The sequence below is a fragment of the Anabaena sp. FACHB-595 genome (assembly GCF_048568275.1).
GTDB lineage: Bacteria > Cyanobacteriota > Cyanobacteriia > Cyanobacteriales > Nostocaceae > Trichormus.
Map to the genome: position 1 here is coordinate 2,519,367 of NZ_CP183473.1, position 12,675 is coordinate 2,532,041.

Below are 12,675 nucleotides of genomic sequence, written 5' to 3' on the forward strand. Positions count from 1 at the left end.
TCGCCTACGGTGGGTCACGGTTTATGGATCATTGAGGCAGCTAACTTAATTGTTTCCCTTCTTGTAATATCTACCAACAGATAGGTGGCATACATGAAGCTAGCGAATATCAAGTTAAGTATGAGTACTAACTAGAGTACATAAGTACTTTGCGTAAGTCCTACAGAGTAAACCAAACATACATCCAGGATTTGATGAAAGCACTATTGCTCTATCCTCGGTTCCCTCAGTCTTTTTGGTCGTATGACCGCTTTATAGAAATTGCTGGACTCAAAGCTCTCTTGCCCCCATTGGGGATTATTACAGTTGCAGCACTGCTACCAAAGGACTGGGAAATTAAATTTTGCGATCGCAACGTCAATCTGGAAACAGAAGCGGATTGGGAGTGGTGTGACCTCGTTATCCTTTCGGCAATGCTAGTGCAGAAACCAGATTTTCATGCCCTAATTCAAAAAGCAGTGCGCTTAGGTAAAAAAGTAGCAGTTGGTGGCCCTTACCCAACATCAATCCCCCAAGATGCCTTGAACTCTGGAGCGCATTATTTAATTCTGGATGAGGGGGAATTGACAATTCCCCAGTTTCTGGAAGCCCTCAACCAAGGTCAAGAACAAGGAATCTTTCGCTCCCCGGAAAAACCTGATGTTAGCCAAAGCCCGATGCCCCGTTTTGACTTGCTACAACGGGATGCTTACTTGATGATGGCTATTCAGTTTTCTCGCGGTTGCCCCTTCAATTGCGAGTTTTGCGATATTATTACACTCTACGGTCGCAAACCACGTACAAAAGAGCCTCAGCAAACCATAGCTGAGTTACAGACTCTTTATGATTTAGGCTGGCGAGGGTCACTGTTCATAGTTGATGACAACTTTATTGGCAATCAGCGTAACGTCAAACGCCTCCTGCAAGAGTTAATTCCTTGGATGAAGCAGCATAATTATCCCTTCACCTTCATCACAGAAGCTTCTGTGAACTTAGCCGAAGATGAAGAAATGTTGCAATTAATGAATGAAGCAGGTTTTTATGCAGTTTTTCTTGGCATAGAAACTCCTGACCAAGACAGTTTGCAAGTCACACAAAAACTGCAAAATACTCGCAATCCACTTGTGGAAGCCTGTCGCAAGATCAATGAAGCCGGAATGCTGATTTATGCAGGGTTTATCCTTGGTTTTGATGGAGAACGCCCAGGAGCAGGAGAACGAATCCAAGCTTTTGTAGAACAAACCAATATTCCTCAACCGATGTTGGGTATCCTTCAAGCTTTGCCCAATACTGCTTTGTGGACTCGTCTACAAAAAGAGCAGCGTTTATTAGAGAATCAGGGTATTGGTGGTACTGAAGTGGGAGACCAAAATACCTTAATGAATTTTATTCCCACCCGTTCCATCGATGCGATCGCTAGAGAGTATGTAGACGGCTTGTGGACATTATACGAACCCAGCAACTATCTCCGGCGATGTTTTCAGCAATGTCTGAGTATTGGCGTGTCTTCAAAGCGAAAGCAAACAATGCAATTTTCTCCGGGTCAGGGATTGCGGCTCGTTGCTCAATTAATCTGGCATCAGGGCTTACGACGACCGGAAATTCGCTGGCAGTTTTGGCAACAACTCTGGACGATTCTGGTGAAAAAGCCTCAAGTTCTCAATATGTATTTAGGTCTATGCGCTGCGGGAGAACATTTTTGGGAATACCGCACTTTAGCGAGGGAACGGATTACTCAACAATTAGGCTACGACCCACTCAAAGTCTCTGTTTTACCTAAGCCAGAACTGATGCTGACCAAATAGAGTTGATTGGTTCTAGTGGTTCACCAACTCAAAATTGCCGTCTTTGGGTTTCTTCGGCAGAACGTAGCCACTTGAGTGTTAATTATTAACGTAAGTTGCTAGTTATTACATCATGGATTGATGATGAGTAATAGCTAGGCATTTTGCTCAGTTACCAAATCCAGAGGCTATATCTACATAACTAGCAACTTAGGTTATCGCTACCAGTTAGCTACAGCTTGAGCGATCGCATCTTTCGCACCTGCGAGAGATTTTTCACGAGCATCTTCGCCCATGTTCAAGGACTCAGCATGGATGAAGGTAACATCTGTTAGTCCCATGAACCCTAAGATAGCACGGAGATAAGGTTCTTGATAGTCATAGGCTGCATAGGGTGTTCCTGGTGGATAACTACCACCACGGGATGTAATAATCAGTACTTTTTTGCTGCTATCAACTAAACCTTTATAGCCGTTTGCATCAACAGTAAAGGTTTTGCCTGCACGAACTATTTGGTCGATATACGCCTTGAAAGTCGAAGGTATATTTAAGTTATACATCGGTACGCCAAAAACCAAGCGATCGGCGGCGAGAAATTCATCAATGAGGGTATCAGACAGCTCTATTGCTGTTTTTAGCTCAGGGGTGTGTGATTCTGGTGAAGAAAACGCCGCCGCAATCCAGGGTTCATCTACATGGGGAACAGGGTTGTGACCTAAATCCCGGTAAGTTACGGTATCACCAGGATGGGTATCTTTCCAAGATGTGATGAACTCGTAAGAGAGTTTACGGGATATAGAGCGATCGCCACGAGGGCTAGAATCAATATGGAGGATATTTGCCATAAATAAATTATTTACCGTTACGCAGAGAATAGTTGTCGGTACTGAGTGCTGAGTTAAAAGACTATTTACCAGGGAAATATCAACGGCGAGTCAATACACTCTGACTCATTACTCACCACTCATCAACATATTTGTCAAGTTCAAAAATACTTGCTGAATCGACTTTAAACTATGTAAAGTTGATATGAAAAGTACGCACTTAAAAGTAAGCTACTTACTTAAAAGTAACTATGAAAGCTGAAGCACAAAAAGATGAAAAGCTAACTTGTGAAGTGGAAACCACTTTGAAGGTAATTGGCGGACGCTGGAAGGTTTTAATTATCAGAGAATTGATGTTGGGTGTAAAACGATTTGGGGAATTGCAGCGAGCCTTACCCGGAATTACACAAAAGATGCTTACCCAACAACTCCGGGAAATGGAAGACGACGGGATCATACATCGACAAGTTTATGCACAAATCCCCCCAAAGGTAGAATATTCTTTAACACCTGTGGGGGTAAGCTTACAGCCAATTCTCTATGCTATGCACGAATGGGGTGTAAAGCATTTAGCAAACAAATAATTACCAAAGCCGAATTTGTTTCAATTAGTTACTTTGCAAATATTCAATTGCTGCTTCTAATTTAGAGGGGTAGCTTTCAGCAAATCTTTCAAACCAAAGTCCTTCTGGAGAAAAGGGGTCTAGTTTTTCTAACCAATTTTGTGCTTGCTGTTTTAAAGCCTCTCGCTGTTTAGCTTTGATTTGTTCTTGTCGAAGTCTTTCTTGTTCTAGTTCTTGCTGTTTTCTCAGTTCCTCAGCCGCATCTTCAGCAGCAATATCTGCTTGAACCTCGGCCAAAAGATTATCCATCATGGATGATGACTTAGGTTCAGAAGGACTGAAGGATTTGAATATATTTGGTTGTTGTGTTTGTCCGTTCTCGTATTCAGCTTTGATTTGAGATAACAGCTTGTCTAGAGCATCCATAGCTAATCTGTAATAGCATTAAGTAGCACTTCAGAAAGACTCAAATCTTCCATATCTTCCATTGTAACGGTGTCACAGATATCAAATTTAGCACCAGCACCTTGCAACTCATCATCTAAGACCTTGAGGAAGCGGGTTGCTTGAGCATCTGAGCCGACTTGAATGAAGGAAATGGCTAATTCTTCATCTTTATCCATGCGGCGGGAGGCTTCGATGATGACCCTCATCACGGCTTTGCGATCGTCTGGTTCACCATCAGTAACTACTAAAATTGTCTCACCATTGGGCTTAGTTTTGCCAGCACCTTTGCGTTGAAAGTAATCATCAGTTGCGTGTTTTAGCACAGCAGCTAAATCAGTCGTTCCAGATGGGTCATTTTCTTGGAAAATTTGATTAACTTTGGCAGAAGTTACATTTTCATAGCGCTTAAACCTGCCAGAAAAAACATATAATGTAATGCCATCTGGATCAAATTGTTCGCATTTACTAGCTAACGCCAAGGTAGATTCTTGTGCCGTTACCCATCTATTCCTACCACCTTTTTGATCAGGGGTAGCCATACTACCACTTTTATCGATAATGAGAGTGTAATCACGATTTTCTAGCATCAATAAATCCTCCCGTTGCTAACAAAAATAATTGAAATCAACTAGTCAGTGATTGCCTTCATTAGCACATCTGATAAATTAGTTATTTCTAATTCATCCAAAGTGATGGTGTCACAAATATCAAACTTAGCACCAACACTTTGCAGGTGATCATCCAAAGCTTTAAGAAACTTAGTCGCGTGGGAATCCGAACCTACTTGAATAATGGAAATTCTCAATTCATTAGCACTTTCCACAAGATGAGTCGCTTTAATTATGACTTCACATACAGCTTGACTATCAACTGGTGCGCCATCTGTAATCACTAAGATGACTTCTCCTGCGGGCTTTGTTTTACCCAGAGATTTGCGTTGAAAGTAACTATTGATGGCATCCTGAAGTACGCCAACTAGATTTGTGGTTTCGCTGGGGGAATTTTCTGCAAATAACTGTTTAACTTTGGCCGAATTTACATAATCGTAACGCTGAAAAGTTTTAGAAAATAAATAGACAGTAATACCATCAGAATCGAACTCCTCACATTTACGAGCTAAAGCAAAAGTCGATTCCTGTATGGCTTGCCATTTGCTATTTTCACTATTGCCATCTGGCTTGGCCATGCTGGCACTGTGGTCGATAACTAGGGTGTAATCACGATTTTCTAACATCATATTCAGTTGCATGAATAACTAATCAGTAATTGCATTCATTAACACATCTGCAAGACTCATGTCTTCTAAATCTTCCAGGGTGATGGTATCGCAAATATCGAATTTAGCACCAACGCTTTGTAATTGATCATCTAAAGCTTTGAGAAACTTAGTAGCTTGAGCATCTGAACCAACTTGAATCATGGAGATACCCAATTCCTCGTCGCGTTCCATCTGGCGGGTAGCATGAATGATGGTTTCAAATACGGCTTTGCGGTCGTCTGGTTCGCCATCAGTAATTACTAAAATTGTTTCGCCATTGGGTTTAGTTTTACCCGCAGCTTTGCGTTGAAAGTAGTTATTCAAGGCATCTTGCAGTACGCCTGCTAAGTTCGTTGTTCCGGCTGGGTCATTTTCTAAAAATATCTGGGCGACCTTAGCTGAGGTAACATCGTCGTAACGTTTAAATTTGCCAGAAAATAGATAAACAGTAATGCCATCTGGGTCAAACTGTTCGCACTTCCTGGCTAAAGCTAGGGTTGACTCTTGGGCTATCTCCCATCTGCTTCTACCACCAGCTTGATCGGGGGTAGACATACTACCACTTTTGTCGATGATTAGTGTGTAGTCGCGATCGCTCATCATAGTATTCCTTAAATTATTACCCTGCCGTTCTAGTCTAGTTCACACATCTCTGGTATAGGCAAAGACTTTAAGCTTTTGTATCAATCCTTGTGATCTTTTCATCTCTGGTGATGAAACTTGTGTTCAGAGAACTGCCTGAGTAGTCTGTCAATTAAAGTGAAGTAAGAAGTCTGAATATCAGGAGTAGTCATGTACGTACTGATTGGTGGAGCCGGCTTAGTGGGGTTAACCCTGGCGCAAAAACTGGTGGAACTGGGGCATACTGTTGCCATAATTGATGTTGACCATACCGCTTGCCGTTACGCTCGTGAACAAGTAGGAGCAATGGCGTTTGAAGGTAGTGCGGTGAGTACAGAAGTATTGTTAGAAGCGGGAATCCGTAAAGCTGATGCTTTGGCGGCTGTTCTCAGAAATGATGCTTTAAATTTAGCCATGGTAATGCTGGCTAAACACTACGGTGTTTCCCATATTCTGTCACGGATGCGCCATGCCGATTTTGCTCAACCATTGCGTCTGGCAGGCGCTAATCATGTTATTAGTACTGTTGAACTGTCAGTTTCCACGATGGTGAATGCGATCGAGTATCCACAAGTAGAATCAATGATGCACTTTGAGCAAGGACAGATTGAGGTTTTAAAAATTTCTATTCCCAACAGTTGTTATGTAGCCAATCGTAGCCTAGCTGAAATTGCTCAAGATTCTCGCTTTCCCTCAGGTTCCCTCATTATTGGCTACCAACCCCACCCCCACGAAGATTTGGTAATTCCTAATGGTAGTACTGTACTAGAATCGGGTTCAACTATATTAATTGCAACCAAACCAGGTTCTCTGCATCAAGTGATTGACTTTATCGAAGGATGTAAATAGTTTGATGAAGTTTTGCCGACATTTTTGTTTAGCGATCATATTAATGCTTCTTGTGTCTTGTGAATCAACCAAGACGACCCTAAAGCCTTCAACAAAAAATACTTTGGCAACCCCATCCCGAAAGGTGGTGACTCTAGATAAAAATTTTCAGATAGCAATGGGACAAACCATCTATGTTCCTATCTATTCCCATATTTATCATTACAATCGCCAGGAGGTTTTCAATTTAGCCGCTACACTCAGTATTCGCAACACAGACTTATCAAATCCAATCATTGTCACGTCTGTGCGTTACTATGACTCAAATGGAAAATTAGTTAAGCAATATTTAGAACGTCCGATTCAACTTGATGCCCTAGCTTCTACTGATTTTTTTATCGATAAAAGCGATACTAGTGGCGGTCTAGGCGCAAATTTTATTGTCGAGTGGGTAGCAGCAACAGAAGTCTCGGAACCGATAGTAGAAGCAATCATGATTGGTACTGACTTTCAGCAAGGAATTTCTTTTACTAGCCCTGGTAAGGTCATTAAAAGTCAAAGTAAACCTGTGAAATAACTATAGGACTTACGTATGAAAACGAAAAATCAAGGGTTTGGAGAAGGGTATAGGGGTGTAGGGGTATAAATGTTTGAAACCCTTACACCCCTACACCCTTACACCCGGTCTCAACAGAAAATCTCGGTGCGTAAGTCCTAAACCATTAATCATCGTCCAGTTGCAGCAACTTTTCATTAATCGTTTGTATCCGATTCTGCCCAATATCTTGGGAGAGAATGCGTTTACGCATTGCTTCTGTGAGCGCGCCTTTTTCTGCTAGTAGTAAACGACGGCGGATAGCGTCAAGTTTGCTAAATGCGCCACTTTTATGATCAAACTCATCTGGGCGGCGATTATAGAACTCTCGTAAAGCTTTTTCTGCGCCTGCTACTTGTACTTGGTAAGCTGAACGCATTTCCTCATATACAGCTTTTGGTAACACTCCCGTTTTCAAGAGGGCATCTAATTCGTCTTGTGCGGCTTTGGCTGTGATTAGTTGGGCTTGTAATTCTTCAACCTGTTGCTGTGAGTGTGAAAATTTGGATAATTTTAAACGTTTTACTAAGAATGGCAAGCTTAACCCCTGTCCCACCAACGACACTAGAACACAGCCGAAGACTATAGCAATCAGACTTTCGCGTCCTGGCAGTGTGGTAGGTAAACTTAACGCCAAAGCCATTGAGAGTGAACCTTTAATGTTGCCTAAAAACAGTAAGTGTTGCCAGCGTAGTGGAATCGGCCTGTCAAACCAGCGAACCCCTGCTAGCAAAGGATAGATTGTCAAAACTCGCCCGACTTGATAAGCCAAAACTGCCAGTAGAATTGCAGGCAAAGTTTGCCAGAGAGTTACTAGGTTGATTTCTACACCAATCAGCAGAAAAATAAAGGTGTTAGCAGTAAAACTGGCATATTCCCAAAAACTCAATAAGGTAATGCGACTGGAAGCAGAAGTATTGCCAGACAGCCCAAAATTTCCAAAAATTAACCCAGCAACAACTACAGCTACAGCGCCGGATACGCCTAAAAATTGTCCAACCTGAAAAGTTCCTAAGGCAACTGCCACAGTCAGCAGTAGACTGCTCAGGGGATCATCTAAACGGTTAAATACAGGTATGCTCAAGTAGCCTAAGACTAAGCCAACAAGGCAGCCACCCACGGAAATAAATAGCAGTTGTTGGATTCCCTCTATTAACGTGAGCGAACCAGTCGAATATACTTGCAAAATTAGATTAAAGGAAACTAAGGCCGCAGCATCGTTAAATAAAGTTTCTCCTTCAACAATGGTAGAAAGGCGGGAAGGTACTGGTATTTCCTTAAATACGGCAATCATGGAAACTGTATCTGTGTTTGCCAGAATTACTCCTACAAGGAAAGCCGGTATCCAATTCAATCCCAGCCCAAATTTTAACAAGATGGCGATAATAGCACTGGAAAGTATAGCCCCTGGCCCTGCCAGCAGGGCAATTGGTTTGAATGTACTACGTAAGCGGCTGATATCTGTATTGATACCGGCTTCAAAGATGAGAATAGGCAGGAAAAGATTTAAAACCAGCGCCGGGTCTAAACCAATGGGACGAGACAAGAGTTCAGTTATAGGCAAACCTGCTAATACTAATCCTGTGACATAAGGAACTCGCAATCGCCGGGATAGCAACGCTACACCTGTGGCAACGAGTAAGAGAATAATAGAAATCTTGATTAATTCGGTAATATTCACGAAGATATGCAGAATTTATATGGTGTTCAATCAATTTTTGGAGGATACAGCCAGTTTGAACACATCCCAAAGGATGAGAGGCTTGCATAAAGTTATCAATTGCAACTCTCCCCTACTAAAAAATGGAAAATTACCCCCTTTGTTATTTGGGCAGGTCACAACCTCGTTATAGATTGGTAATGTATCTATAACACCGGCCTAATTCGGGCTTAGTCTTTCACAGCGAAGGGTTGGGAAATGTTTGCTTCCTCAGAGACTTCTATACTGGGAATAATTTTACTTGTAGCTTTCACCATTTTGGGTTGGGGCTTTTACCGCGCCAGACCTTTTGGTAAACTGGGAATCTTAGCCTGGTTGCAGTCGGTGGTATTAATGGCTCCCTGGCTGTTGTTTTTTGGTTTGTTTGCTGCCGGGATTTATATCAACATCGTCGGCATATTGTTCTTGGTCGTAGGTTCTGCTGGATTGTACATCTACTTGGGTAGACAGTTGCGATCGCTTGGACAAGATGCCATCCTTAAGCAACGGGCAACGGAAAGGCTGGCGGCTGAATCTTTACCAGCGCCAGAAAATATGTCTCAGCCAGTGGGAGTGGTTGTGGAAATCATGCCAATCCCCGAAGAAGACTTAAATGTGATTAAAGGCATTTTCGGGATTGATACCTTTTTTGCCACAGAAACGATCGCCTACCAAGAAGGTGCTATCTTCAAAGGTAATCTGCGCGGCGAACCCCAAGCGGTTCATACTCGTCTGAGTAAGAGTTTGCAAGACAAGTTAGGTGAGAAGTATCGCCTATTTTTAGTAGAAAACACAGACACTAAACCTGTGGTGATTGTGCTACCCAGCACTAATGATCCACGTCCGACAACACTACCACAAAAAGTATTTGCCGCTATCTTGGCTATAGCAACTATCGGCACTAGCTTAGAAACTGCCGGATTACTCTTGAATTTTGATTTATTTTCCACCCCAGCCAGATTGCAAGAGGCTTTACCCATAGGGGTTGGGATCTTTGTTATTTTAGTGGCTCATGAAATTGGGCATTGGTTAGTTGCTCGCCGTCATCAAGTCCGCCTCAGCTGGCCTTTCTTTTTACCTGCTGTACAAATCGGTTCTTTTGGGGCAATTACCCGCTTCGAGTCTTTGTTACCCAATCGCTCAGTATTATTCGATATTGCGGTGGCTGGGCCAATAGCTGGCGGAACGGTTTCTTTGCTAATGCTGATTGTTGGTTTGCTGCTATCCCACCAAGGCAGTTTATTTCAGTTACCCAACCAGTTTTTTCAAGGATCAATTTTGGTGGGTAGCCTAGCACGGGTTGTCCTGGGTTCGGCGTTGCAATCACCTTTAGTCAACGTCCACCCCTTGGTAATTATTGGTTGGCTAGGGTTAGTCATCACCGCTTTGAACTTAATGCCAGCCGGTTCCTTAGATGGTGGTCGGATTATTCAGGCAATTTACGGACGTAAGACCGCAGGTAGAGCAACATTTGCTACTTTGATTGTGTTGGCGTTGGTTTCTCTGGGTAATGCACTGGCGATGTATTGGGCGATCGTGATTTTATTCTTACAACGGGATTTGGAACGTCCCAACTTGAATGAAATTAGCGAACCCGATGATGCTAGGGCGGCTTTATGCTTGCTTGTTTTATTCTTGATGATTACTACCCTTTTACCTCTAACTCCTGCTTTGGCTGGGCGTTTGGGGATTGGTGGCTAGTTAATATCTGGCTGTATCCTCGACTTTTCTAAGTCGGGGATTTAAAAACTCAATTTCATCTTAAAGGGCTTCTAACCAAGTTTGTAAATCAGCCAAACTTGTAAAATCTAATAAAGCTTCGCTCAAATCTTCGAGAATCGGTAGAGGTAGAGTGGAAATGTGCGATCGCATTTCTTGAGAAATTTCTCCAAACCGCTTATTTAGCAATCGAATAACCAGATTCACAGCCTCTTGCTGTCTTCCTTCTTCACGCCCTTCTTCCCGTCCTTCTTCCCGTCCTTCTTCTTTAATCTCTCTATAAACTCTCGTTTCTTTAAGTGTAATTCCCAACATTTCTTCTACCTCTGTTTTACTTAATTTTTCAAACTTGTACACCATTATCGTTGTGATCATCTCTATTATGGCGCGGTTTGATGGTTGAGATGCTTGCTGTTGACTCCTTGTTAATAAATATCTAGCTTCCAAGGGTGCTTGTTCTTCATCTATCGTAGTTAAAACCATCAATGCTAACCATAAGGGCAAAGAGCGAATATCACCCAATTCATCTAAATACACTCGATGAACTTGGTTGCTGTTCAGTAATGCACGATGGGGATAAACATCGCTTTGTTCGGTATAGCGCGATGGATAAATGATTACCGCTTGCCAATCGCTAAATCTAGCACGGTTGTGGTAGAAGTATAACGTGGATTCTGCAAATACTCTTTCATAAAGCTGTTCATCTTTTTGGAACTGCACCTCACAGAAATACACAACACCAGGATTTTCGCTGTCTGGTGGTAAAAATACCCCATCGATTTCAAATTTTGGTTCTTTAACAGCTACCGAATCAAATCGATAAGACTCCGCATTTATAGGAGGATTTGTCAATAGTTCAAATAGTAAACTGGGAGATTGTTGGAATAGTTTATAAAATATAGAGTCTCGGCGCATGAAAGAATTTGACTGATTTTCCGTTGATGGTTAACAGTCTCTAATAAAACTTAAAAAAGAGCAATTTTTGACAGATTTGTACACCACAGAAGCCTCAAGTCTTCTGTGGCTTATGACTTTCCTATGGTTTCCAACCTGTAATCAGATTGGGATATTTGGCTGGTTGGGTGAATATTTGTTGGAAGCCAGCCTGACGTTTTGCAGATGCTTCCTGGCTTAAGTTCCAGAGAGTTTCGTAGAAGAAGAAAGAAACGCCGGCAAAGTTGCGATCGCGTACTTTTTGTACTTGGGTTTGAATCTGCTGTATGGGTACAGAGCGATTTTTCAACCCGGATAAAATACCAATACTCACAGGGATATGTGCTTTGGCTGCTTTGACTTCTGGATATTCTAATTCTTGAACAAAGACGTTTAAATCATCTCGGTAAATTTGCAAGACCAGTTCTTCAATTAGTCCCATCCTTTCCCACTTCTGCCAATCTGCGAGAAAGTAATCATAGGAGAAACGCTGAGGATTAGGTGCAACGGAAACCAAGCAATCTTTTTTAGTGGCTTTAATTGCTTTAAATATTCTTTGCATGAAGTTGGTAATTTTACTAGCTCTCCAGCGTAACCATTCCGGATCACGGGGGTTCTTAGAAGGAGCTTGACCACGGTGTTCTTTCTTGTATAAAGCTACTGTGTAGGCATCGTAGCCTAATTCTGAAGGTAAGCCGAAATGATCGTCAAATTGAATACCATCGATGTCGTAGTTTCTTACAATTTCCACGATTAAATCTTGGATAAATTGTTGGACATCTGGGCGAAAGGGATTTAACCACACGCGATCGTGTATGCCTTCCTTGACTATACGACTACCATTGCTACGACTGGTTAACCATTGGGGACGGTTTTTGGCGAGGAGAGAATCGGCTGGAGCCATGAACCCGAATTCAAACCAGGGAATTACGGTTAATCCTTGTTTATGTCCCTCAGTGACTATTTCTTTGAGCATATCTCGCCCTTGTAATCCTGGGGTGGGGTCGATCGCCCGTCCAATAACTTTGGCTGCAACTTTGCTGGGGTAAAGTGTATATCCCCAGTTCCATACTGCTGGATAGACGGTGTTGAAGTTGAGTTTATCTAACTTTTGTAAAGATGTTTTGAGGCGATCGCGTTCAAATAATACATCACTATCAATATTGGTTAACCATACCCCTCTCAATTCAGATGCTAGTGCAGCACTAGGAGTAATTTGAGCATTTAAGGGAAACGATAGCATTACCGTAGCCACAACACTCAAAGCCATCATTAAGGCAAAGAATATCTGCTTTCTAATTGCCGCCATATTCGGTAATAAGGATTCACTACACCACTTCGCAAATACTTTCATAAATCGTTACAAACATCCGCTAAGAAAATGAAGCATGACTGTAATAGTTAAGCAGAAGTTGCACCTTTTTG

The 12,675-nt window shown here is 42.2% G+C and carries 13 protein-coding genes; 5 read left to right on the plus strand and 8 right to left on the minus strand.

Annotation, left to right across the window (positions count from 1 at the left end; translation table 11 throughout):
- The first annotated feature begins 194 nt into the window (after positions 1 to 194).
- On the plus strand, positions 195 to 1,784 hold the full coding sequence (locus ACN222_RS10490) for a B12-binding domain-containing radical SAM protein (RefSeq protein ID WP_010996262.1): 1,590 nt from the start codon (positions 195 to 197) through the stop codon (positions 1,782 to 1,784).
- A 200-nt stretch (positions 1,785 to 1,984) separates the two neighbouring features.
- On the opposite strand, the gene ACN222_RS10495 is transcribed toward ACN222_RS10490, so the two are convergent.
- Positions 1,985 to 2,608, minus strand: coding sequence for an FMN-dependent NADH-azoreductase (locus ACN222_RS10495; RefSeq protein ID WP_010996263.1), 624 nt, complete (start codon positions 2,606 to 2,608; stop codon positions 1,985 to 1,987).
- A gap of 230 nt (positions 2,609 to 2,838) precedes the next feature.
- Between ACN222_RS10495 and ACN222_RS10500 the strand changes: the two genes are divergently transcribed.
- Positions 2,839 to 3,171 carry a winged helix-turn-helix transcriptional regulator gene (locus tag ACN222_RS10500; protein ID WP_010996264.1) on the plus strand — a complete coding sequence of 111 codons (333 nt, stop codon included), beginning with the start codon at positions 2,839 to 2,841 and terminating at the stop codon, positions 3,169 to 3,171.
- Positions 3,172 to 3,195: 24 nt separating this feature from the next.
- On the opposite strand, the gene ACN222_RS10505 is transcribed toward ACN222_RS10500, so the two are convergent.
- Genes ACN222_RS10505 through ACN222_RS10520 form a run of 4 tightly spaced genes read right to left on the minus strand, consistent with a single transcriptional unit; the run spans position 3,196 to position 5,458 of the window.
- Positions 3,196 to 3,576, minus strand: coding sequence for a salt stress protein, Slr1339 family (locus tag ACN222_RS10505; RefSeq protein ID WP_010996265.1), 381 nt, complete (start codon positions 3,574 to 3,576; stop codon positions 3,196 to 3,198).
- A gap of 2 nt (positions 3,577 to 3,578) precedes the next feature.
- Positions 3,579 to 4,184, minus strand: coding sequence for a vWA domain-containing protein (locus ACN222_RS10510; RefSeq protein ID WP_010996266.1), 606 nt, complete (start codon positions 4,182 to 4,184; stop codon positions 3,579 to 3,581).
- Between the two features lie 41 nt (positions 4,185 to 4,225).
- Positions 4,226 to 4,831, minus strand: a complete 606-nt coding sequence (locus tag ACN222_RS10515) for a vWA domain-containing protein (RefSeq protein ID WP_044522916.1) — start codon at positions 4,829 to 4,831, stop codon at positions 4,226 to 4,228.
- A gap of 21 nt (positions 4,832 to 4,852) precedes the next feature.
- On the minus strand, positions 4,853 to 5,458 hold the full coding sequence (locus ACN222_RS10520) for a vWA domain-containing protein (RefSeq protein ID WP_010996268.1): 606 nt from the start codon (positions 5,456 to 5,458) through the stop codon (positions 4,853 to 4,855).
- Positions 5,459 to 5,647: 189 nt separating this feature from the next.
- Between ACN222_RS10520 and ACN222_RS10525 the strand changes: the two genes are divergently transcribed.
- Positions 5,648 to 6,325 carry a potassium channel family protein gene (locus ACN222_RS10525; RefSeq protein WP_010996269.1) on the plus strand — a complete coding sequence of 226 codons (678 nt, stop codon included), beginning with the start codon at positions 5,648 to 5,650 and terminating at the stop codon, positions 6,323 to 6,325.
- A gap of 4 nt (positions 6,326 to 6,329) precedes the next feature.
- A complete protein-coding gene (locus ACN222_RS10530; protein ID WP_010996270.1) occupies positions 6,330 to 6,881 on the plus strand; it encodes a DUF3124 domain-containing protein in 552 nt (183 codons plus the stop codon).
- A 145-nt stretch (positions 6,882 to 7,026) separates the two neighbouring features.
- On the opposite strand, the gene ACN222_RS10535 is transcribed toward ACN222_RS10530, so the two are convergent.
- Positions 7,027 to 8,580: a cation:proton antiporter gene (locus ACN222_RS10535; RefSeq protein WP_010996271.1), complete on the minus strand. Its 1,554-nt coding sequence runs from the start codon at positions 8,578 to 8,580 to the stop codon at positions 7,027 to 7,029.
- A gap of 237 nt (positions 8,581 to 8,817) precedes the next feature.
- Between ACN222_RS10535 and ACN222_RS10540 the strand changes: the two genes are divergently transcribed.
- Positions 8,818 to 10,299, plus strand: a complete 1,482-nt coding sequence (locus tag ACN222_RS10540) for a site-2 protease family protein (RefSeq protein ID WP_010996272.1) — start codon at positions 8,818 to 8,820, stop codon at positions 10,297 to 10,299.
- A gap of 60 nt (positions 10,300 to 10,359) precedes the next feature.
- Here the strand turns inward: ACN222_RS10540 and ACN222_RS10545 are convergent, their stop codons facing one another.
- The gene (locus ACN222_RS10545; protein WP_010996273.1) at positions 10,360 to 11,232 is read right to left on the minus strand and encodes an Rpn family recombination-promoting nuclease/putative transposase; all 873 of its coding nucleotides are present in this window, start codon (positions 11,230 to 11,232) and stop codon (positions 10,360 to 10,362) included.
- A 121-nt stretch (positions 11,233 to 11,353) separates the two neighbouring features.
- Positions 11,354 to 12,604 (minus strand): glycoside hydrolase family 10 protein, encoded by a 1,251-nt coding sequence (locus ACN222_RS10550; RefSeq protein ID WP_010996274.1) that lies wholly within the window; start codon positions 12,602 to 12,604, stop codon positions 11,354 to 11,356.
- Positions 12,605 to 12,675 lie beyond the last annotated feature (71 nt).